The organism is Nocardioides sp. (assembly GCF_050699375.1).
Lineage (GTDB): Bacteria > Actinomycetota > Actinomycetes > Propionibacteriales > Nocardioidaceae > Nocardioides.
In genome coordinates this window covers 1-20,493 of record NZ_JBOHDN010000080.1, presented here as the reverse complement: position 1 = coordinate 20,493, position 20,493 = coordinate 1, and the positions used below count along the sequence as shown (strand labels likewise).

Here is a 20,493-nt window from a genome sequence, read left to right as displayed (position 1 = left end):
ACCACGGCCCGACCTTCCCCGACGACGATCCAAGTGTTGGTGCCCTCGTACGTCCAGTGGTTGGCGTTCGGCGCGAGCAGGAGGTGGACGCCACCGGTGACCTCGACGGGCTCCTCAGGTCGCGGCGGGGCCTGGCCGACGTCCCACATCGCCTCGATGCGGCACGAGTTGTCCCGAACGCGAGGGCCGCTGCTCACTCCTGCTCCATCCACATGCTCTGGAGCTCGCGGGAGGAGTAGTCCGGGTGCGGGTAGTAGTCGTGCAACTTGCCGGAGTAGAGCGTCTGGGTGTCGTAGGCGTACAGCGGCAGCGGTGTCGAGACGTTCTCCATGATGTAGCGCTCGATGTCTTGCAGCGCCTTCTCCCGCTGCGCCTCGTCGGTGATGACGCGCTGGGCGGCGACCATCTTGTCGAGCTCGGGATCGTTGACCAGGGACCAGTTGCGGGTGCCGGCGCTGGTGTACTCCGAGGTGAGGTACTCGTCCGCGGTCAGCATCGGGGTCTGCAGGCCGTACATGATGTCGTAGTTGGCCTCCGGCCAGGTCGAGCTGACGTAGGTCGCGTAGTCCTGCTGGTCGATGGTCAGCTCGATGCCGATCTTGCCGAGGTCCTCCTGGACCCACTGGGCCTCGCGCAGGATGGTCTCGCCGTAACCGTCGGTGGCGACCAGCTCGGCCTCGAAGCCGTTCGGGTAGCCAGCGTCTGCCAGGAGCTTCTTGGCCTTCTCGGGGTCGTACTCCAGCAGTTCCTCGACCTCGTCCTGGGGCAGTGCGCCGAACAGGGTCGGGCTGATCGGACCGGTGAGCGTCCCACCCGAGCGGAGTGCCTTGATCATCCCCTCCTTGTCGATCGCGTGCGCGACCGCACGGCGGACGCCGAGCTTGCTGAACGGCCCCTTCTCGGCGTTCATGAAGACACGAGTCTGGGTGATGCCCTTCTCCGTACGCAGCTGGAGCCCGTCGATCTGGCTGAGGAGCTGGTCGACCTGACGCTTCTCGGTCGAGAGCGAGGAGATCATGTCGAGCTTGCCGCTGCGCAGGGCGGCGATCTGGGCCTGGGCGTCGGGGAGCACCGTGGTCTGGATGCCGTCGAGGTGGGGGAGTCCCTCGATGAAGTAGTTGGGGTTCTTCTCCATCACCCGCTCCTGGTCGCGCTTCCAGCTCTTCAGGACGAAGGGTCCGGTGCCGATCGCCTCCTCGGCCAGGTTGAACTCGCCCTTGGTGCCCTCGCAGGGAAGGATCGCCATGAACGGGTTGGCCATCGTCTGGTCGAAGGCGGTGTTGGCAGAGGCGAGCGTGAAGACCACGGTGTACGGGTCGGGGGTCTCCAGCTTCTTGACGTCGGCGACCAGTCCGAGCTGGTGACCGGGCAGACTCTTGATCCGGTCGACGGTGCACTCGACGTCGGCCGAGGTGAGTTCGCGGCCGCTCACCGGCGGCTTGTCGTGGAACTTCACGCCCTTGCGGAGGTTGAAGGTCCAGGTCTTCAGGTCCTCCGACTTCGACCAGTCCTCGGCCAGGTCGCCCTCGAGCTCGCTCGATCCGTAGGGGATGTCCTTGCCGGTCTTGGGCGCGACCAAACGGCTGTAGACCGTCCCGACGGCGACATGCGTCATGTACGACGCCTCCTTCTGGATGTCCAGCGAGGGGGCGTCGGCGGTTGCCGCCGTGTGCAGGACGCCCCCGTCCTGCGGTGGCCCGGCATCTTCGACGATCTTGCCCTTGCCGGAGGCGGCTTCGCCGGTCCCGGAGCAGGCGGCGGTCAGGGCGAGGCAGGCGGCGGCGACGGCTGCGCCGGCGGTCCGCTTGGGGGAGCGCCTGGGGGAGCGCTTGAGACGAGGGATGGGATGTGACATCACGGACTCCTTGGGTGAATGGGCCTAGCGACGTTGCTTGGGATCGAGGAAGTCGCGCATGGCGTCGCCGAGCAGGTTGAACGCCAGGACGGACATGGAGAGGATCAGGCCCGGGACGACGGCCATCCACGGGGCGATCTCGAGCTGGCTGCGGCCCTCGCTGAGCATCCGGCCCCAAGAGGGGGTGGGTGGCGGGGTGCCGATGCCCAGGAAGCTGAGGGCGGACTCGGCGATCAGGATGACCGCGAAGAGCAACGAGCCCATCACGAAGAGCGGGGCCATCAGGTTGGGCAGCCCGTAGCGGATCAGGATCCGCGGGGTGCTGCATCCGACCGATCGGGCGGCCTCGACGTACGGCTCCTCCCGGATGCGGAGCATCTCGCCGCGTGCCACGCGGTTGATGGACGGGATCACCAGCAGGCTCAGGGCGATGATGGTGTTGCGTACGCTCGGGCCGAGCAGGGCGGCCACGAACAGCAGCAGCACGATCGAGGGGACAGCCATCAGCGCGTCCATCACGCGCTGCAGGATGGAGTCGACCCAGGTGCCACCGAAGTAGCCGGACACGACACCGATGAGCAGCCCGATCGCACCGCCGAGAGCGAGTGTTGCCACCGCGATCAGCAGCGAGGTCCGGGCACCGTACAGCGACCGGCTCAGGACGTCCCGGCCGAGCTCGTCGGTGCCGGCGATGTGGCCGCCGACCCCGGGAGCGGTCAGGAAGTTGACCCGGTCCTGCGCCAGCGGGTCGTACGGCGCGAGCCAGGGCGCCAGGACGGCGACCGCGACGAAGAGCGTGATCAGGAAGAGGGCGATCGCCCCGAGAGGCTGCTCCGTGGCGAACCTGAGCAGGCCGCCGCGGGCACGGGGTCGCTGGGCCGCCCTCGCGGTCCCAGGGATCGCGATGCTCATGCGGATGCTCCTTCGTATCGGATCCGGGGGTCGATGACCGCGTACAGCAGGTCGACCACGACGTTGACGAGGATGACGATGGCGCCGTAGAAGATGACGCAGCCGAGAATGACGGGATAGTCCCGCTGTCCGACCGCCTCGAAGATGAGGGACCCCATCCCCGGGATGGCGAAGATCCGCTCGAGGATCACGGTGCCGCCGAGGATGTGACCCACCTGCAGGCCGAGCACGGTGAAGACCGGGATCAGCGAGTTGCGGCCGGCGTGCTTGAGCACGACCACGCCCTCCGATGCCCCGCGGGAGCGGATGGTGCGGATGAAGTTGGAGCCGAGCACCTCAAGCAGCGAGGAGCGCAGCATCCGGGCGATGCTCGCCATCGTCGCGGCGCCCAGAGCGATCGCCGGGAGCAGCATGTGGATGAGGTTCTGACCGAGGTTCTCGGTCGGACCCTGGTAGACCAACGGTGGCGACCAGCCGAACCACAGCGCCAGAAACGTGATCAGGAGCAGCGCCAGGAAGAAGTTCGGCAGCGACATCCCGATGACTGCGAGGAAGCGCATCACGTTGTCGACCACGCTGTGGTGCCGGATCGCGGAGAGCATGCCGAACGGCACCCCGAGCAGCGCGCCGAAGAGGATGGCGAGCAGCCCGAGCTCGAGGGTGGCCGGCAGGCGCTCGAGGATCTTCGTGGTGACCGGGCGCTCGTCCTCGAAGGAGGTGCCCAGATCACCTTGGACCAGCCCGCTCACGAAGTGGCCGAACTGGGTCAGGACCGGCTTGTCCAGCCCGAGCTCGGCGGTGCGCTGGTCGATCTGGGCCTGGGTGACACCAGGGGCGTCGGCCAGCTGGAGCCGCACCGCGTCGCCGGGGATCAGTCGGATGATGAGGAAGACCAAGACGGCGACCAGTGCAAGCACCAGCAGGCCGTACGTCAGGCGTCGTCCGGCATAGAGAAGCATGCGATCACCTCGCGGGAGTGGGGTCGAAGAGGTGGCAGGCGACGCTGCGCGCGTCCTTGTCGCTGCCGATGGTCAGCAGCTCCGGCTCATCGCGGTCGCAGCCGTCGATGCTCTGGCCACAGCGTGGATGGAACCGACAGCCAGACGGCGGCCGTCGCGGGCTTGGGATCTCACCGGCGAGCGGCGTACGCAGCTGGTGGTGGGCGTCGGGGGAGGGGATCGACGCCATCAGCGCCTGGGAGTAGGGGTGCTTCGGTCGCTCGCTGATGTCGTCGGCGTGGGCCACCTCTGCGAGCTTGCCGAGGTACATCACGCAGACGCGGTCGGAGATGTAGCGCACGACGTTGAGGTCGTGGGCGATGAAGAGGTAGGAGAGTCCGAGCTCGCGTTGGACCTCCTTGAGCAGGTTGAGCACCTGCGCCTGCACGGAGACGTCGAGGGCGCTGACCGCCTCGTCGCAGACGATGAGGTCGGGATCGGTGGCGAGCGCTCGCGCGATCCCGATGCGCTGCGCCTGGCCGCCCGAGAACTGGTGGGGGTAGCGCTCGAGGGCGTACGCCGGGAGACCGACCAGGTCCAGAAGCTCCTTGGCGCGCCGGCTGCGGCTGTCCCGGTCGCCCATCCCGTGGACGACCATGGGCTCGGTCAGGATCTGCTCGATCGTCATCCGGGGGTTGAACGAGCTCACCGGGTCCTGGAAGACGAGCTGCATGCGCTTGCGGAGCTGGGTCAGCCTGCCCTTGGGCAGCTGAGCGATGTCCTGGCCGTCGAAGGTCACCGCGCCGCCGGTCGGCTCGATCAGGCGCAGGATCAGCCGCCCGAGGGTGGACTTTCCCGACCCGGACTCGCCGACCAGTCCCAGGGTCTCCCCGCGCCTGATCGTCAGGGAGACCCCGTCGACGGCACGTACGGGCGGGCGATGCGGAGCGAAGAGGCTCTTGCCGCCTCCGAAGTGCTTGACGAGGTCGCGTGCCTCGAGGAGGGGAGCTGCGTCGGGAACGATCATCGGGCCACCTCCGCCATCGATACGTCGGCGCCGCGGGCCTCGTCGGGACGCCAACAGCGCACCTGGCGACCGGCGACCTCGCGCAGCGGCTGCGGCGCCTCGCACTCGGGGCCGGCCTGGGAGCAACGGGTGGCGAAGCGGCAGCCGCTCGGCATCTCGTTGAGGGGCGGGACAGCGCCCGGGATCGCCGGCATCGGCTGGTCGCGGGGCGTGTCCCGGCGTGGGATCGCGTCGAGCAGCGCTTCGGTGTACGGGTGCTGCGGGTGGTCGAGGATCTCGTCGGCGGTGCCCGTCTCGACGACCTGGCCGGCGTAGAAGACGACCACGCGGTCGGCCATCTCGGCGACCACACCCATGTCGTGGGTGATCAGCATCAGCCCGACCCCGGTCCGTTCCTGAAGATCGCGGATCAGCGCGAGCACCTGGGCCTCGACGGTGACGTCGAGCGCCGTGGTCGGTTCGTCGGCGATCAGCAGACGAGGGTCACAGGCGAGTGCACCGGCGATCATGACGCGCTGCCGCTGGCCGCCGGAGAGCTGGTGGGGGTACGCCTTGACCTTGGCCTCGGGCTCGGGGATGCCGACGAGGTCGAGCAGCTCCACCGCACGTTCACGGGCCTCCCGCTTCGTGACGTCGTGGTGGATCCGGTAGGCCTCGACGAGCTGGTGACCGATCGTGAAGAGCGGGTCGAGCGAGGTCATCGGGTCCTGGAAGATCACCGAGATGTCGTTGCCGCGGACGGTGCGCATGTCGTGGTTGGTGGCCCCGGTGATGTCCTTGGCGTCCCAGGTGATCCTGCCGCCGCTCACCCGCCCGTTGCCGAGCAGGCCGAGCACGGCGAGCGCCGTGACGCTCTTCCCGGAGCCGGACTCGCCGACGACGGCGACGGTCTCGCCTGCGTCGATCCAGAGGTCGACGGCGTTGAGTGCCTCGACCGTCCCGTCGCCGGTCCGGAACTCCACATGGAGGTCCTCGACGCGCAGCAGCGGCTCGATCGCGGACCCGGTTGGTGTTCTCATGCTGACCCTCCCCGTTCGTGTCCCGCGACCGGACGTCGGTCGCCGATGTTGGTGGCTCAATCTAGAATGACGCTCTAGGATGAGATTCATCATTGGGTCGCCGAACAGGTGTGTCAAGGGTCACAATCCGGATATCGGACTTTCTTTCCCGGACGCCTGTTCGGTTGAGGTCGTGCCGTGGCGCACGACCCAGGTGGCGCCGGGTCGCTCGGCGCAGGAGGTGCCATGAGTGAGTCCGGGCGAGCCGAGCCGACCGAGTCGAACGAGGTGACCGCGGCCGCACGCTCCACCCTCGTCGTGGTCTGCCTGGTCAGCGCGGTGATGGCACTCAACATGAGCTCGCTCAACGTGGCGCTTCCAACGCTGACCAGAGAGTTCGATGCGAGCTCGGTCGAGGGGAGCTGGCTCCTGCTCTCCTACATGGTCGCGAACACCGCCTGCCTGCTCCTCTTCGGTCGGCTGAGCGACGTCTGGGGACAACGGAGTCTCTACCTGGGTGGCCTGGTCGTCTTCACCGCGGCGAGCCTGCTCGCCGGTTTCGCCCCGAACGTCGAGGTGCTGATCGGTCTACGGGTGGTCTCCGCCATCGGCGGTGCGGTGCTCATCGGCAACGGTGCGACCCTGATCCACCAGGCATTCCCGCGCGCGGCGATGGGAGGAGCGATGGGTCTGTACGCCGCGTCGTTCCCCACCGCCAACCTGATCGGACCCACCCTCGGCGGCCTGATCGTCGACCACATCGGCTGGCAGTGGGTGTTCTGGTTCAACGTGCCGGTCTGCCTGGTCGCCCTCGCGGCAGGTCACCTGCTGCTGCCGCGCCCCAGCGCGCAGAGGCGTGCCGGCGGTCTCGACCTCCCCGGCAACCTGCTGATCATGACCGGCGTCGTGCTGCTGACTCTCGGGATCACCTCGCTGACGGACCTCGGCTGGCTCCATCCGCTGGTGATCGGGTGCGTCGTGGGTTCGGCTCTCGTCGTCCCGATGCTGCTGCTCGTCGAGCGGCGCGCGACGGCCCCGGTGCTCGACGTGACCGTCATCCGTCGGGTGGGCAGGCTCTTTCTCGCCGGCTTCTTTACCGGTGCCGGGCGGTTCCCGCTGATCGTGCTCGCCAGCCTCTACTTCCAGGGTGTGGTGGGCGTGGCTCCTGGCACGGCCGGGATGATGCTGTTGCCGATGCCGGTCGGGATGATCCTCGCCTCGCTGACCCTCGGCCGGCTCTCACGTCGCTGGACGCCGCACCAGATCATGTCCGGGGGATCGATCGTGGGCACCTGCGGCGTAGCCCTGGTCGTGCTCGCGATCCATGTCGAGCTGCCCTGGCTGGTGATGGCGACGCTCGCGATCGTCGGCCTGGCGACCGGTCTCTTCATCGGGACCAACGCGACGGTCCTCCTCGAACGTGCTCCCGAGGAGGCGCTCGGCGTCGTCAATGCCACGCGCCTCATGCTGCAGAACACCGGCAACGTGCTCAGCCTGGCGATCGCGCTCACGCTTCTCACCGCACTCCTGCCGCTCGGGCTCGGTGCGGACGTGCTCGCCGCCAGCGTCCCGGCGGACGGTGTCGGTGCCGTCAACTCTGCGTTCACGCTGGTCTGTCTCTTCCTGCTCACGCTCGGCGCTGTCGGGGCCTGGTACTCCTTCCCGCGCCGCAGGGATGCCGAGAGCGCACCGCCGGCCCGCCAGGAGGAGTCGCTCGGCCGCTGCCGGGAGATCGGGTTGCCGAAGGAGATGCTCGAGTGAGCTGTTGCCGGGGAGGTGCGGTCGAGACTGGTCGACCGGCACCTCCCGAGCGGCCGATCCTCAGGCCAGATCGAGTGGATCGCGATGCAGCACGACCTTGGTGGTGTGGGCGCCGCAGGCCTCGATGGCGTCGTCCCAGGGGGCGAGCAGGCTGGTGACGCGCTCGGCCTCGAATCCCGTGCGGCCGATGAAGTCGAGCAGCTCCGGCAGGTGGGGGCGGACGTGCGAGACCCCGACCTGGAGGGTCGCGCTGGTGGCGTACATGTCCATCACCGGGAGGAGGGTGTTGACGCCCAGGTAGTAGCCGTTGCCCGTGCAGATCCCGCCCGGACGCAGCGCGCGGAGGGCGTCGCGGAGGCCCTGTCCGGTCGAGGATGCCTCGACGGCGACGTCGTAGCGTTGCGTGATCCGAGGCAGGATCGACTTGCGGCGGGACTTGTCGATCCGGTGGACGGTCGCGCCGAAGCTCTCGGCGATGTCCAGCCGGTCGTCACGGTCGTCGAAGTAGTCGACCTGCTCGGCGCCGAGCAGCACGGCGAGGCCGGCGGAGTAGAGGCCGATGCTCTGTGCGCCGCCGCCGATGACGATGACGCGACCTCCCGGGCGCTGCTGGAGCGTCGGGGCGACTCCGCGCCAGGCATCGGTGAGGTTGTCGCCGGCCGAGGCGACGCGCAGCGGGTCGACGCCGTCGGGGACCTTGGCGAGCATGTGGTCGGCGAACGGGATGCGGAGTGTGTCGGAGATGACACCACCCCAGGATCCCGACATCGGCCCGAACCCGAAGCACGACAGTGTCGCGCCCGGACTGGTCGGCAGGAAGGTCGAGCACTTCGCGGTGAGGCCGAGACGGCACTCGTAGCACGTGCCGCAGGACACGGCCCACGGCACGACGACGATGTCGCCCACCCGCATCTCGGTCACGGCGTCACCGACGGCGGTGACCTGGGCGATCGCCTCGTGGCCGATGCCGAACGGGCCGGCGAACGGATCCCTTCCGATGATGTCGCCGACGACCGGGTCGATGGCGCCGGTCGTCATCGCGGCCTGCATGGCCCGGTGCTTGACCCCGTGAAGATGGAGGGGGAGGGCGTCTCCGTCGCAGCGGCTGGCGACGAACGGGCGGACGAGCACGTCGGTCGGGTCGACGAGCGCCGGATCGGGTTTCTCGACCCAGCCGATGTGGCCGGGCTTGATCAGGTTGAGCTCACGCATGCTGTCTCCTTGGTATGCTATGCAGCAGAGCATAGTTTCTGTGGAGGAGGAATGTGCAAGTGGGTTCGAGGACCGACACCAGGAAACGCATGGTCGCCAGCGCTGCCCTTCTGCTGCGCGAGCACGGCGTCGCCGGTACGTCGGTAGCCAAGGTGCTGACACACAGCAACGGCCCGCGCGGCTCGGTCGGCTTCCACTTCCCCGGGGGGCGCCAAGAGCTCATCGCCGACGCGCTCGCCTGGGCCGGCGGGGCGGTCACGAAGATCCTGCGCGCGTCCGTCGGCGATGATGCCGATCCGGCCGCTGTCTTCGCCGGCGTCTGCAACCACTACAGGGAACAGCTCATCGCCACCGACTTCGCCGCCGGATGTCCGATCGGCGCCGCGATGCAGGAGGTCCATCACGACGACGCTCTCGGCCCGGTGGTCAGCGGAATCGTCGGGGACTGGCACGCGGCGCTGGTCGATCTGCTCTCCGATGCCGGACACTCCGAGCACGAGGCGTCTGCGCTCGGAACCTTGGCGATCAGCTCCCTCGAAGGCGCCATCATGACGGCCCGTGTCACGAGGTCGGCGGCTCCTCTCGACGTGGTCGTCGACCGCATCGCACCGCTGCTCGCTCGGAGCAGCTGAGCGCCGGCCTCGAGGCCTACGGGACCCGTGTCCGGACCGTGGCCGGAGCCTCTGGCCGGGTCATGTGGTGACGTCGTGCGGCGTGGCGGGCCTGACCAGTCGTGATCGCGTGATGAGGATGCCGAAGAGCGTCGCGAGGACGTACATGACGATGCTGTAGACCGCGGCGGGGATGGCCACGGCGGTGTTGTCCAGAACGCTGAGTGCGATCGTGAGCGCGACGGTGGTGTTGTGGATCCCGACCTCCATCGAGGTGGCGACCGCCTGGGGCTGGCTCAGCCGGAACGCCCGCGCACCGAGGTAGCCCAGAGTGAGGCTCGCGCAGCAGAACAGCGTGACGACCACGCCGATCTCCTGGAGATAGTCGGCGATGTTCTCGCGCTCGCCGAGGATCGCGCCGACCGAGACCATGACCAGCACGAGGATCGAGAAGATCCGGACCGGACGGTCCGCCCGCGCCGCGAACGTCTCGGACCGGCGGCGCACCACCATGCCGACGCCGACCGGGACGAGCACGATGGCGATGACCTGGACGACCTTGCCGAACTGCAGGCCGAGAGTGTCTCCGGCGTCGAAGTAGCCGATCGCCGCGTTCGTGATCAACGGGATCGAGACGGCGGCGAGCACCGAGTTGACCGCCGTGAGTGTCACGTTGAGCGCGACGTCGCCACGGAACAGGTGGCTGAACAGGTTTGCCGTGGTCCCGCCGGGGGAGGCCGCCAGCAGCATGACCCCGACGGCGATCAGCGGGTCCACGTCAGCGACCACGACGAGCCCGAACGCGATCAGGGGCAGTACGAGGATCTGGAGCGTCAGCGCGACGAAGACGGCCCGCGGTGTGCGTACGACCCTGAGGAAGTCACCCGGCGTGAGCGACAGCCCCAGGCCGAACATGATGATCGCCAGCGCGATCGGGAGACCGACCGAGAGCAGGGCCGAATCGTTCACTGTGGGTTCCTCCAACATGCGGGGCGGGACGGCTACCCGAGAGACGTGCGTCACAGTGGACCACGCGCACGGGGCGCTCCACAGCCATGTGGAGAGATTGGGTCGCTATTTGATCAGGACGAGGTCCCTGGCGACTCCGCAACCGCTGCGGACTCGGGGCCGTCCTGCGAAGACAGCGCCGTCGACGTAAGCGCCGCGCGCTCCTCGGGTGGCGCCTCGCGGAGTTTCGGGGCTGCGGGCGACCATGCCCTTAGATGCTGTACGACATCGCCGTAGAACGCATCCACAAGGTCAATCACAGAATCGATGAACGCCCCGCGTCCACGACCCCGTTTGGTGCCCATCGGCGCGGACAATGCGACACGGAAGGACCTGATCTCCTTCTTGGGGTCTGTGATCAGGCAGGTTGGGTCCTCGCGCACCTTCCCGAGGAGCTCGGCTGCTCCTGCACCTCGTGAGTTCGCGACGAAGGATTCGACCCGGGTGGAATCCGGTGCGTGCTTGAGCTGTCGGATCATCCAGTTGACTCGTGTCGTCGGTCGCCCTTCGCGAGGCGCGTCCAGGTCGATGAAGCAGGTGATACGCCCCGCCCGTAGGTCGGCGACGATGTTGATCGGCGCAACTGCGTTCGGGATGCGGATGGAACCGGCGAGCTCGGCCTGGCTGACCATTCGCGCAAGTACTTCTTGTGCGCGCAGGCCAGGATCAGCCTGCTCCTTTCTTGTCAGGATAGGGAGCACGTCGGTTCCGAGCTTTTGGCCGAGGCGGAGGCTGACGTACTGGAGCAGTGCGTCGAATCGGGCCGCGACCTCCGGTGCGGCCTTGTCCGAGGCGCGAAGCGTGCCGGCGACGACGGCATCTCTGACTGAGACCCAGTTTGCTCCCATGTCCTCGAGCTCCATCGCGCCAGAGCGAGGGTGCTCGAGGTAACGGATCAACTCGCCGAGAATCCACGCCTGTTCCGGATCGGAGACGCCGCGGTGTTCCTTCTGCATCACGGCCGTCGAGAGGACGTACGACCACGACCAGTGGTGGATCGCGACCTTCTTCAGCTTCCGCTTGTCCACCTTGGTCGGGTGCTGTCCAGCCACGCCTGGGATCTCGTTGCTGATCGTGATCAACGCGTCGAAACCCGCGTCGCGTGCGATGTCGAGGTAGTTCTCCAGCTGCTCTGTCTGAAGCTCGTTCTTACCGGTCTTCACCTCGACCAATGCGGTCCACGTCTTGGCGCCACGACTCACTCGGACCAGACCGTCGGGATAACAACGCTTGTCACCCAACATGAACGGGACCTCGATATACGTCTCGACCTGTCCTGCGGGAGCGCCGCGCGGCCCCAGCAGTGCCCGGCCGAACTCCTTGACGACACTCATCACGGCCAGAACCGCAGAGGTTGCGCGACGCTCTTGTTCCTCCGCGCCACTGATCCCTGAGGTCGGGATCAACCGCGCCTCATGCCAGGTCTCCTCAGACATGCACAAGACGCTACGCCGGTGCTGGTCCTCTCACTCTCGAATCGGGGAAGCCGGCCGCTAGTTCGTTGAAACTCGCCAATTGGTGCCGAGGAGAGTCCTTGGATCCCTCACTCTGCACTGGAGAGGATGCTGAGGGCCGTTTGGGCCTGATCGCGAGCTACGCGATCCAGTGCCTGCCATGCTGAATGCGTTGGAGCCAAACGTTCGGCAAGTGTCGCGATGCGCCGCTTGTCCGAGCCGGCGAACTCGGCCCGCTCTGTGAATGGGTCATCGATGCAGGCGAGCAAGGCGGCGGCGTCGTAGAGATGACGGTCACGGTCTCGTGAGTCGGTGATGTATGCGGCAGCCTTGAGGACCAGTGCGCCGAATGGTCGCGGCACCGAGGTCGTGGTCGTCGTTGCGGGAGCGATCCTGATGCGGGCGTTGACAGTCCGCCGGAGGGCTTGGGTCCCGCCGTCGATCTGCACGATCTCCCGTCCGCGCAGCTTTCCGATCACTTTCGGGGCGGGATGGTCTGCGATGAGTACGTCGACCTGCTCGGGAGTTCCGGTGACCACGTCGACGGCTGAGTGCCCGCGTACGAACCGATGGGCTGTGTTGGCGTGCGGATCGATCGATATCTGTAGTTCGTAGCCGAGGCCTTCAAGGGCAGTCGCAGTTGCGTCCGGGACGCCGCGCCGGGTCTCGATATGGAGCACGATGTCGACGTCATTGGTAGGCCGAAGCACGCCGAGCCCGTGATGCATCGTGTGTAGCTGGGTCATCAGACCGCCGACGAGCGTCCAACTGTGTCGAGGCAGTGCCTCGGCGAGCTCGGCGACGTTCGGCCAGGGTGATGGCCACCCGCCGGCCACCGCAGACACGTCGATGGTCTGGCGTTCCTGCTGTGCGCTCACTTGTATGCCCGCAACGCGCTGCCCAACGCTCTTTCTCCCGCGCCGCGGATGCGAGGATCCATCGAGGTCGCAGCGTCCAGGGCGGCGACCACGGCACTCCCGGTGACGATGCTCTCGACGCGCGCGAAGTCGAACCTAGTCGCTCTCAGGGTCACATTGCCGGTCGCCGCCTGCTGGAGCGCGAGGTCACGAACGGTTGCCTCGAGTGCGTCGGCCGCGATGTATCCCTCAAGGCTGGATCCGTTCGCATCCACGATGCCGAGCATGGTCGGGTCGGAGACCGCGATGATCGCGCGAAGCCGGGAGAGTGCGGCCCGGTGAGCGGTGTAAGTCTGGGTGCTTGCGCGGTCACGCAGTCGCACGAGCAGGTCGGAGGGCTCGTCCAGATCGCGGAGAGTGCGGCGGATCCGGGAGGTCTGGCTGGGGCCCAGCCAATCGGTATCAGACCCAGCGAGCAGTGCGATGGCGCCCCAAGCGGTCTGTTCGGCCCAAGCTCGAGTGCGCCCGCGGCGCTGCGCGTTGAGGTATCGATCGAGCGAGGCGCGGTCGATGACGCCCCGCGCGACTCTTGCCAGGGCTCCTGAGTCGGCTAGGCGGCGTACGTGCTGGGGCGAGACGTCGAGCAGGCGTGATGCCTCCTCGACGCTGACCAGCTCGTCCTTGGTAGCCATGACAGATTATGTTCTTATGCGAACCTAATCTGTCAAGTGCCTTGAGGTGGCGACGGGTTGAGTACGTGTGGCATCCGGGCTCGCACTGTGGCGATGCGTGGGCTCTTGATCGGATGACCTATAGTCTAGTGAATTAAGTGACTACATCAAGTGGCTTCGGTCTCTCACATTAGGAGGTTCGCGTGGAGCGGCTTCTCATCTTCGCTCTCGTCGGCCTCGCGGCCCAGGCGGTCGACGGTTCGCTGGGCATGGCGTACGGCGTCACCTCGAGCACGCTGCTGGTGGCGACCGGCGTCGCGCCGGCGGTCGCGTCGGCGTCGGTGCACCTCGCGGAGGTCGGCACCACGCTGGCCTCGGGCGTCTCGCACTGGAAGCTCGGCAACGTCGACTGGAAGGTAGTGGCCAAGATCGCGATCCCCGGTGGCATCGGTGCGTTCGCCGGTGCGACGGTGCTCTCCAGCCTTTCGACCGAGGGCGCCACGCCGTGGGTGGCGGGCATCCTGCTGCTTCTGGGCGTCTACATCATCCTGCGCTTCGTCTTCGGCAAGCCGCCGGTCTTCATCCCGGGGCGCCGCCCCGGTCTCGGGCTGCTCGCGCCGCTGGGTCTCTTCGGCGGCTTCATCGACGCCACCGGTGGTGGCGGCTGGGGGCCGGTGACCACGCCGACCTTGATCTCCAGCGGGACGCTGCACCCCCGCAAGGTGATCGGCTCGGTCTCCACGGCCGAGTTCGTCACCACGGTCTCGGCGAGCGTCGGGTTCCTACTCGGCCTCGGGGGTGAGGCTCTCGACTGGCGCGTGATCGCCGGTCTGCTCGCCGGAGGCGTCATCGCAGCCCCGTTCGCGGCGTACCTCGTCAAGCATCTCTCGCTGCCGATCCTCGGTGGCCTGGTCGGCAGCATCATCCTGATCACCAACGGACGTACGTTGCTGCGCAACTTCGACGCCGAGTCCGTGGCCGCCTACGGCGTGCTCTTGGCCATCGCCGCGGTCATCGTCGCCATCGCGGTTCGCAAGGCCCGCGGCAAGGTCCCCGACGCCGCGGAACAGGAGCCGGAGCCCGCAAACCTCTGAAAGAAACCGCGCTGAGAAGAATCCTTTCGATGCCCGTGTCGAAGGAGCAGGATGCGATTCGACGCACGTGTGTCGGCCACCGACAAGCGGTTGGCCCAGATGTGAGGAGCACACCATGCCCCGTTTCATGGGTTTCGTGAGGATGGAAGAAGGAACCGGCTCAGCGCCGCAGGCCCTGTTCAAGGCGATGGACGACTACATCGGGGAGCAGGCCGCAGCCGGCCGTTTCCTCGACGGTGGCGGTCTCTACGGCACCGAGGACGCGGTGAACTTCGTCGTGGAGAAGGGCGAGGTCACCCGCGTCGACGGACCGTACGCCGAGGCCAAGGAGGTCGTCGGCGGGTGGGCGCTGCTGCGCTACGACAGCCTGGAGGAGGCGATCGCCGGGCAGCAGGAGTTCGCGCAGCTGCACGCGACGTACTGGCCGGAGTGCAAGATCGTCGCCACCCTGCGTCAGGTCTCCGAAGCGGAATAGGCGCCGCCGCCCGCCAGAGGCTGATCCGGTCCGTCTCGGCCCGGATCAGCCTCCGCGAGATGCGGGATCGGCACCTATGACGTCTGCCGGGGCTGCGGAACGGCGGCGACGAGCTGTTGCGTGTAGGGGTGCTGCGCGGCGCGGAAGACGGTGGCGGGGTCGCCGTCCTCGACGATCTTCCCGGACTGCATGACGTAGACGTGATGGGCGACGAGATGGACCACGGCGAGGTCGTGGCTGATGAAGAGGTAGGACAGGCCCTGGTCCCGCTGGAGGGAGACCATCAGGTCGAGGATCTGCTCCTGGACGAGGACGTCGAGGGCACTGACGGCCTCGTCCATGACCACGAGCTCGGGGTCGAGGGCGAGAGCGCGGGCGATGGCTACGCGTTGGCGTTGGCCGCCGGAGAGCTCGTGCGGTCGGCGGTGTGCGTACGCCGTGGGCAGAGCCACCCGGTCGAGCAGCTCGGTCACGGCTTTGCGGCGGGTGGCCGCGTCGCCGATGCGGTGCACCCGTAGGGGCTCTTCGATGACCTGAGCGACGGTGTAGCGCGGGTCGAGGGAGGCGTACGGGTTCTGGAAGACCGGCTGCACGGCGCGCCGGTAGGCGAGGAGGTCCTTTCCCCGAAGACCGGCCAGGTCGGTGCCGCGGAAGCGGATCGTGCCGGCGTCGGCCCGCTCGAGGCGGAGGGCGAGGCGAGCGGCGGTGGACTTGCCGGACCCGGACTCACCGACGATGGCGACGGTACGTCCCTTGGGGATCCTCAGGTCGACCCCGTCGACGGCGTGGAGGTGCTCGCGTTGGCCACGGAGCCGGTAGCGGCGTACGGCCCCGGTCACCTCCAGGAGGGTCTCGGGCACTTCGTCGGCGACCGCCGCGTCGACCTTGGTCTCCGACATCGCGGGCGCGGCCGCGAGCAGCCGCTGCGTGTACTCGTGCTGCGGAGCCGAGATGAGCGTGGCGGCGTCACCGCTCTCGACGACCCGGCCGCGGTGCATGACGATGACCCGGTCGGCGCGCTCGGCGGCCAGGGCCAGGTCGTGGGTGATGAGGACGACGCCGGTGCCGAGCTCGGTGGTGAGCTCGGTCATCTGGTCGAGTACGAGGCGCTGCACCGTGACGTCGAGCGCGGAGGTGGGCTCGTCGGCGAGGAGCACCTCGGGGCGGCAGGCGAGCGCCATCGCGATCAGCACGCGTTGGCGCATCCCGCCGGAGAACTCGTGGGGATACTGGCGGAAGCGGGCGCCGGGACGGTCGATGCCGGCCTGGCCGAGCAGGTCGGTGGCGCGTTCGCGGGCGGTCTGCCCGGACGCGAGACCGTGGACCTCGAGCGCCTCGGCGATCTGGGCGCCGACCGTCATCACCGGGTTGAGGTTGGTCATCGGGTCCTGAGGCACCAGGCCGATGCGTCGCCCACGGATGGCGGTCATGGCCGTGTCGGGCGCTCGGGTGATCTCCTGGTCGCCGAGCGTGATCGTGCCTGCCGTGATCCGGCCGTTGTCGGCGAGCAGCCGATTGACGCAGGAGGCGAGCGTGGACTTGCCGGAGCCGGACTCGCCGACGACGGCGACCGTCTCGCCGGCGGCGAGCTCGAACGAGACGTCGTGCAGTGCCTGGACCGGTCCCTGGCTGGTGTCGAAGGTGACCGAGAGGCCGCTCACGGACAGGACGGGACTCATCGGTCCTCCAACAGATCGGCCGCGTCGAGCAGCACCGAGATGACCTCGGTGCCGGGCACGACGTCGGGGAGTCGGGTGGGGTTGCGGTCGAGTGGGCCGAGCGGACCGTGCAGTCGGGTCGCGCCGCCGGCGACGACGACGCCGGTGTCGGGAGCGATGGCGAGATAGGTGCCGGTGAAGCCGGGATGCTGCAGGTAGGTGACCTCACCGGCCTGGCCGAGGAAGGCGCCGAGCGCCTGCTCGGGATGATCCGGGTGTGGCCGCGCGAAGCGGTCGACCACCTCGCGCGGCACGAAGCTGCCCTCGCACAGGGCGGTCCCGTACGTCAGCAGGTCCTCGACGGTCGCGAACAGTCCGGCGTGCCCCGCGACGCCGTCGAGGGCGTGCGCGGCGTTGCCGTCGTCGACCTCGCCCCGGAGGGGATGGTCGCGCCATCCGGAGAAGTCGCCCGGTCGGAGGCCGACCAGATGCGGCTGGTCGGTGGCGAGCATGGCGAGCTCGTAGGCGTCGCTGTCCGCACTCGTGGCGGCGAGGTCCGGGTCGATCGGTCCGAAGCGGGCCGAGAGCCCCAAGGGACCGGCCACGAGCTGGTCGTACGCCTGGTCCAGCCGCAGCGTGGTGGACTGCTCGATCACCGCGCCGAGGAGGATCATGCCGAGGTCGGAGTAGGTCCAGCCGGTGCCGGGCCGGTAGGCCAGCGGGAGCTCCTGGACGCCCCGGATCGCCTCGTCGCGGCTGCCACCGGCCCCGGCGTAGAGGGGCCACCACGGTCGCAGGCCGGCGGTGTGGGTCAGCAGCTGCTCGAGCGTGATCCCGTCCTTGCCGTCCTGATGGAAGGCGGGCAGATACCTGTGCACGTGATCGTCGGTTCGCAGATCGCCGGAGGCGACCAGGCGCATGGTGATCGCCGTGGTCGCGGCGACCTTGGTGACCGAGGCGAGGTCGAGCAGGTGGTCGGGTCGCATCGGCACCCCGGGGCCGTCGGACGAGGGCAGCTGGGCCCAACCGGAGGCGACGACCTGCGACCCGTTCGGCGTACGCAGCCCGAGAACTGCGCCGGCCGGGTGGTTGTGGTCGCTGCCGACGGTCAGCAGCCGGTCGGCGTAGGCCAGGAGGGGTGTCAGGCCGGTCATCGTTCGAACACCAGGGTCGCGGGCCAGGCGTCGAGCGGAGCGGGAAGCGCGCCGGCGGGGCTGAACCGGCCGAGCACGCGGGGACCGGCCGCGCCGGTGCAGCTGGGCACGTTGCCGGCGAGCCCGTGGGCGCTCGCCCATCCGATGAGGGCGAAGGCGACGGCCTCCTTGTGGTCGGAGGGGACGCCGAGGGCATCGCTGGTGGAGACTCGTACGCCGGGGAGGAGCTCGCCGAGACGGCCCATCAGCACCGGGTTGCGTACGCCGCCGCCGGAGGCCACCAGCACCTCCACGCCCGCTCGGGTGACCGCCTGGGAGACGGAGACGGCGGTGAGCTCGGTGAGGGTCGCAGCCAGGTCGGGAAGCGACGGCTCCACCCCGGAGCGTTCGATCGCGGTGTGCACGTAGTCGAGGTTGAACAGCTCCTTCCCGGTGCTCTTCGGCGCCGGCTGCGCGAAGTAGGGCGAACCCAGCAGCGCGTCGAGCAGCACGGGGGCCACGGTGCCGCCGGCGGCGAGCTCCCCGTCGCGGTCGAAGGTCGCTGCTCCGGGGGCGTCGGTGACCACCGCGTCGATGAGCGCGTTGGCCGGCCCGATGTCCCACGCGACCGGATCGGCACCCGGCCGGCACACGGTCATGTTGGCGATGCCGCCGAGGTTGAGCGCGGCCGCGACGGCTCCCTCCTCGACCCGGGACGCCAGCAGCCGGACGTCCAGCAGCGGCACCAACGGGGCCCCCTGCCCGTCCGCGGCGAGGTCGGCGGAGCGTACGTCGGAGACGACGGTCGCGCCGGTCGCCTCGGCGATCCATGCGGGCTGCCCGATCTGAAGCGTGCCGAGCGCGCGGCCGCCGTCGACCCAGTGAAAGGCGGTCTGGCCGTGCGTACAGACGACATCGACGGCGCCGGCCGCCGCGACCGTCTGTCTCGCGGCGGTGGCGAAGGACTGCCCGATCCGGGTGTCGAGCTCGCAGACGACGTCGAAGCCGACCGGCGCCGGCGGCAGAGCCTCGATGAGCCGCCGGCGCAGATCGTCCGGATAGGGCATCGAGGTGTGGTGCACGATCCGTGCGCGCAACGCCTGCCGGTCGACGTCGAGGTCGAAGTCGACGACTGCGACGTCGATCCCGTCGTGGGAGGTTCCGGAGATCATCCCGAGCACCCGCATCAGCCGCGCTCCTCGATGACGGTCCGCAGCCGGCCGCCGGCCAGCTCCAGCGCCTGTGCCGCCTCGGCGGGGGAGAGGCCGGTCAGGATCGTCGCGATCGCCGGCTTGGCGTGCCAGCCCGTCGCCTCGAGCGCCCCGGTCGCGGTCTCGTCGTCGGCTCCGGTGGCCTCGATGACCATGCGGACCGCGCGGTGCCGCAGCTTGGCGTTGCCGGCTCGCATGTCCACCATCAGTGATCCGTACGTCCTACCGAGCTGCACCATGGTGGCGGTCGAGAGGATGTTGAGGACCATCTTGGTGGCGGTGCCGGCGCCGAGCCGGGTCGATCCGGAGACGATCTCGGGGCCGACCGGCACCTCGATCCCATGGGTGGCGACGCGGGTCAGCGGAGTGTCGATGTTGCAGGAGAGCCCGACCGTGAGCGCTCCGGCCTCGGTGGCATGCGAGAGAGCGCCGAGGACGTAGGGCGTACGTCCGCTGGAGGCGATCCCCACGACGGTGTCGAGCGGTCCGACGCCGAGTGCGGCCAGGTCGGCGGCGCCGGCATCGGTGTCGTCCTCGACCCCCTCCGCGGCGCTGACGAGCGCTGCCGGACCGCCGGCGATCACTCCGACGACGACGTCCTCGACGCCGAAGGTCGGTGGCACCTCGGAGGCGTCGAGCACCCCGAGCCGCCCCGATGTGCCCGCTCCCACGTAGATCAGCCGGCCGCCCTCCCGCATCCGCTCGGTCGCAGCGCTGACGGTCGCCGAGATCGTCGGCAGGGCCGCGCGTACGGAAGCCGCGATCGTCGCGTCGCGCTCGTTCATCCTCCCCACCAGGTCGGTGACCGAAAGCTGGTCGATCGCGGGCCCCTCGCTCGTGCCGCTCGAAGCCTCGGTGGTCAGCCCGTCGAGCATCGCGGCGTCCTCGGCCTTCATCGTGTGCCTCCTCGTGGATCGATCGCGGCGCGGAGGCCGTCGCCGAGCAGGTTCAGCCCGACCACGGCCAGGATCAGTGCGGCACCGGGCGCGTAGAGCATCCACGGAGCGACGCTGGTCAGCGACTGCGCCGCGTAGACCATGCCGCCGAGCGAGGCGGCCGGGGGAGGGGTGCCGAAACCGAGGAAGCTGAGCGCTGCCTCGGTCAGGATCGCCCAGGAGAGCGACAGGGTGACCTGGACGACCAGGATGCCGAGGATGTTGGGCAGCACGTGCGCGAAGAGGGTGGAGACCCGGCTGCGGCCGAGGGCGGTCGAGGCGAGGACGTACTCGGCATTCCGCAGCGTCAGCACCGGCCCGCGGGCCACCCGGGCGAAGATGGGCAGGTAGACCACCGCGATCGCGATCGCCACCGTCAACCAGCTGCGACGGAGGGTCGCGGCCAGGGCCAGGGCGAGCAGCAGCGAGGGGAACGCGAACAGCACGTTGGTGATCACCCCGACGACTCGGTCGATGCCCCCCTGGTAGTAGCCGGCCACGATCCCGAGCAGCACCCCGCCGAGCGCGGCCACGGCCACCGAGACGACGGCGACCCGCAGCGAGTTGGCCAGGCCCGAGCAGACCCGGGCGAAGATGTCGCGGCCGAACTGGTCGGTGCCGAACCAGTGGCTCCCGCTCGGCCCCTGCAGAGCCTCCTGTACGTCCTGGGCCGCCGGATCCGG

Annotated in this window: 20 protein-coding genes; 4 read left to right on the top strand and 16 right to left on the bottom strand. The window is 68.8% G+C overall.

Annotated features, from left to right (window positions below; translation table 11 throughout):
- The 6 genes from ACRDPS_RS05730 to ACRDPS_RS05705 all read right to left on the bottom strand — a co-directional run.
- Positions 1 to 197 (bottom strand): hypothetical protein (locus ACRDPS_RS05730; protein ID WP_431500667.1); only part of this gene is annotated, 197 nt, incomplete at its 3' end.
- On the bottom strand, positions 194 to 1,855 hold the full coding sequence (locus tag ACRDPS_RS05725) for an ABC transporter substrate-binding protein (protein ID WP_431500666.1): 1,662 nt from the start codon (positions 1,853 to 1,855) through the stop codon (positions 194 to 196). The genes ACRDPS_RS05730 and ACRDPS_RS05725, both read right to left, overlap by 4 nt.
- Positions 1,856 to 1,879: 24 nt before the next feature.
- Positions 1,880 to 2,767 (bottom strand): ABC transporter permease, encoded by an 888-nt coding sequence (locus ACRDPS_RS05720; protein WP_431500665.1) that lies wholly within the window; start codon positions 2,765 to 2,767, stop codon positions 1,880 to 1,882.
- Positions 2,764 to 3,726 carry an ABC transporter permease gene (locus tag ACRDPS_RS05715; protein WP_431500664.1) on the bottom strand — a complete coding sequence of 321 codons (963 nt, stop codon included), beginning with the start codon at positions 3,724 to 3,726 and terminating at the stop codon, positions 2,764 to 2,766. The genes ACRDPS_RS05720 and ACRDPS_RS05715 overlap by 4 nt, the downstream gene beginning before the upstream one ends.
- A 4-nt stretch (positions 3,727 to 3,730) precedes the next feature.
- Positions 3,731 to 4,732, bottom strand: coding sequence for an ABC transporter ATP-binding protein (locus ACRDPS_RS05710; protein ID WP_431500663.1), 1,002 nt, complete (start codon positions 4,730 to 4,732; stop codon positions 3,731 to 3,733).
- Entirely contained in the window at positions 4,729 to 5,751 is a 1,023-nt protein-coding gene (locus ACRDPS_RS05705; protein WP_431500662.1) for an ABC transporter ATP-binding protein, read from the bottom strand. The genes ACRDPS_RS05710 and ACRDPS_RS05705 overlap by 4 nt, the downstream gene beginning before the upstream one ends.
- A gap of 225 nt (positions 5,752 to 5,976) precedes the next feature.
- Between ACRDPS_RS05705 and ACRDPS_RS05700 the strand changes: the two genes are divergently transcribed.
- The gene (locus ACRDPS_RS05700; protein ID WP_431500661.1) at positions 5,977 to 7,491 is read left to right on the top strand and encodes an MFS transporter; all 1,515 of its coding nucleotides are present in this window, start codon (positions 5,977 to 5,979) and stop codon (positions 7,489 to 7,491) included.
- 60 nt (positions 7,492 to 7,551) lie between these two features.
- Here ACRDPS_RS05700 and ACRDPS_RS05695 read toward each other — a convergent pair whose 3' ends face one another.
- Complete coding sequence (locus ACRDPS_RS05695; RefSeq protein ID WP_431500660.1) at positions 7,552 to 8,703, bottom strand: alcohol dehydrogenase catalytic domain-containing protein; 1,152 nt, start codon at positions 8,701 to 8,703, stop codon at positions 7,552 to 7,554.
- Between the two features lie 89 nt (positions 8,704 to 8,792).
- Here ACRDPS_RS05695 and ACRDPS_RS05690 point away from each other — a divergent pair, with 89 nt between their 5' ends.
- Positions 8,793 to 9,335, top strand: coding sequence for a TetR family transcriptional regulator C-terminal domain-containing protein (locus ACRDPS_RS05690; RefSeq protein ID WP_431500659.1), 543 nt, complete (start codon positions 8,793 to 8,795; stop codon positions 9,333 to 9,335).
- A gap of 60 nt (positions 9,336 to 9,395) precedes the next feature.
- On the opposite strand, the gene ACRDPS_RS05685 is transcribed toward ACRDPS_RS05690, so the two are convergent.
- From ACRDPS_RS05685 to ACRDPS_RS05670, 4 genes are all read right to left on the bottom strand, one after another.
- On the bottom strand, positions 9,396 to 10,283 hold the full coding sequence (locus tag ACRDPS_RS05685) for a bile acid:sodium symporter family protein (RefSeq protein ID WP_431500658.1): 888 nt from the start codon (positions 10,281 to 10,283) through the stop codon (positions 9,396 to 9,398).
- A 113-nt stretch (positions 10,284 to 10,396) separates the two neighbouring features.
- Positions 10,397 to 11,758 carry a hypothetical protein gene (locus tag ACRDPS_RS05680; RefSeq protein WP_431500657.1) on the bottom strand — a complete coding sequence of 454 codons (1,362 nt, stop codon included), beginning with the start codon at positions 11,756 to 11,758 and terminating at the stop codon, positions 10,397 to 10,399.
- Positions 11,759 to 11,865: 107 nt separating this feature from the next.
- Complete coding sequence (locus tag ACRDPS_RS05675; protein WP_431500656.1) at positions 11,866 to 12,654, bottom strand: hypothetical protein; 789 nt, start codon at positions 12,652 to 12,654, stop codon at positions 11,866 to 11,868.
- Complete coding sequence (locus tag ACRDPS_RS05670) at positions 12,651 to 13,325, bottom strand: helix-turn-helix domain-containing protein (RefSeq protein ID WP_431500655.1); 675 nt, start codon at positions 13,323 to 13,325, stop codon at positions 12,651 to 12,653. The genes ACRDPS_RS05675 and ACRDPS_RS05670 overlap by 4 nt, the downstream gene beginning before the upstream one ends.
- A gap of 182 nt (positions 13,326 to 13,507) precedes the next feature.
- On the opposite strand from ACRDPS_RS05670, the gene ACRDPS_RS05665 reads away from it, so the two are divergent.
- Together ACRDPS_RS05665 and ACRDPS_RS05660 are read left to right on the top strand one after the other, a co-directional pair.
- A complete protein-coding gene (locus ACRDPS_RS05665; RefSeq protein WP_431500654.1) occupies positions 13,508 to 14,398 on the top strand; it encodes a sulfite exporter TauE/SafE family protein in 891 nt (296 codons plus the stop codon).
- A 115-nt stretch (positions 14,399 to 14,513) separates the two neighbouring features.
- Positions 14,514 to 14,873 (top strand): YciI family protein, encoded by a 360-nt coding sequence (locus ACRDPS_RS05660; protein ID WP_431500653.1) that lies wholly within the window; start codon positions 14,514 to 14,516, stop codon positions 14,871 to 14,873.
- A 74-nt stretch (positions 14,874 to 14,947) separates the two neighbouring features.
- Here the strand turns inward: ACRDPS_RS05660 and ACRDPS_RS05655 are convergent, their stop codons facing one another.
- The 5 genes from ACRDPS_RS05655 to ACRDPS_RS05635 form a co-directional block, all read right to left on the bottom strand.
- Positions 14,948 to 16,552, bottom strand: coding sequence for a dipeptide ABC transporter ATP-binding protein (locus ACRDPS_RS05655; protein WP_431500652.1), 1,605 nt, complete (start codon positions 16,550 to 16,552; stop codon positions 14,948 to 14,950).
- The gene (locus ACRDPS_RS05650; RefSeq protein WP_431500651.1) at positions 16,549 to 17,685 is read right to left on the bottom strand and encodes a serine hydrolase domain-containing protein; all 1,137 of its coding nucleotides are present in this window, start codon (positions 17,683 to 17,685) and stop codon (positions 16,549 to 16,551) included. Before ACRDPS_RS05650 ends, ACRDPS_RS05655 begins: the two co-directional genes overlap by 4 nt.
- Positions 17,682 to 18,851, bottom strand: a complete 1,170-nt coding sequence (locus ACRDPS_RS05645; RefSeq protein ID WP_431500650.1) for an anhydro-N-acetylmuramic acid kinase — start codon at positions 18,849 to 18,851, stop codon at positions 17,682 to 17,684. Before ACRDPS_RS05645 ends, ACRDPS_RS05650 begins: the two co-directional genes overlap by 4 nt.
- Complete coding sequence (gene murQ, locus ACRDPS_RS05640; protein WP_431500649.1) at positions 18,851 to 19,771, bottom strand: N-acetylmuramic acid 6-phosphate etherase; 921 nt, start codon at positions 19,769 to 19,771, stop codon at positions 18,851 to 18,853. Before murQ ends, ACRDPS_RS05645 begins: the two co-directional genes overlap by 1 nt.
- Positions 19,768 to 20,493 (bottom strand): ABC transporter permease (locus ACRDPS_RS05635; protein ID WP_431500648.1); only part of this gene is annotated, 726 nt, incomplete at its 5' end. The genes ACRDPS_RS05635 and murQ, both read right to left, overlap by 4 nt.

Coding starts and splice junctions, on each gene's coding strand:
- ACRDPS_RS05710 (WP_431500663.1), bottom strand. CDS start 4,732: ATGATCGTTCCCGACGCAGCTCCCCTCCTCGAGGCACGCGACCTCGTC.
- ACRDPS_RS05680 (WP_431500657.1), bottom strand. CDS start 11,758: ATGTCTGAGGAGACCTGGCATGAGGCGCGGTTGATCCCGACCTCAGGG.
- ACRDPS_RS05655 (WP_431500652.1), bottom strand. CDS start 16,552: ATGAGTCCCGTCCTGTCCGTGAGCGGCCTCTCGGTCACCTTCGACACC.
- ACRDPS_RS05715 (WP_431500664.1), bottom strand. CDS start 3,726: ATGCTTCTCTATGCCGGACGACGCCTGACGTACGGCCTGCTGGTGCTT.
- ACRDPS_RS05670 (WP_431500655.1), bottom strand. CDS start 13,325: ATGGCTACCAAGGACGAGCTGGTCAGCGTCGAGGAGGCATCACGCCTG.
- ACRDPS_RS05695 (WP_431500660.1), bottom strand. CDS start 8,703: ATGCGTGAGCTCAACCTGATCAAGCCCGGCCACATCGGCTGGGTCGAG.
- ACRDPS_RS05705 (WP_431500662.1), bottom strand. CDS start 5,751: ATGAGAACACCAACCGGGTCCGCGATCGAGCCGCTGCTGCGCGTCGAG.
- ACRDPS_RS05645 (WP_431500650.1), bottom strand. CDS start 18,851: ATGCGGGTGCTCGGGATGATCTCCGGAACCTCCCACGACGGGATCGAC.
- murQ (WP_431500649.1), bottom strand. CDS start 19,771: ATGAAGGCCGAGGACGCCGCGATGCTCGACGGGCTGACCACCGAGGCT.
- ACRDPS_RS05660 (WP_431500653.1), top strand. CDS start 14,514: ATGCCCCGTTTCATGGGTTTCGTGAGGATGGAAGAAGGAACCGGCTCA.
- ACRDPS_RS05690 (WP_431500659.1), top strand. CDS start 8,793: ATGGTCGCCAGCGCTGCCCTTCTGCTGCGCGAGCACGGCGTCGCCGGT.
- ACRDPS_RS05650 (WP_431500651.1), bottom strand. CDS start 17,685: ATGACCGGCCTGACACCCCTCCTGGCCTACGCCGACCGGCTGCTGACC.
- ACRDPS_RS05725 (WP_431500666.1), bottom strand. CDS start 1,855: ATGTCACATCCCATCCCTCGTCTCAAGCGCTCCCCCAGGCGCTCCCCC.
- ACRDPS_RS05720 (WP_431500665.1), bottom strand. CDS start 2,767: ATGAGCATCGCGATCCCTGGGACCGCGAGGGCGGCCCAGCGACCCCGT.
- ACRDPS_RS05700 (WP_431500661.1), top strand. CDS start 5,977: ATGAGTGAGTCCGGGCGAGCCGAGCCGACCGAGTCGAACGAGGTGACC.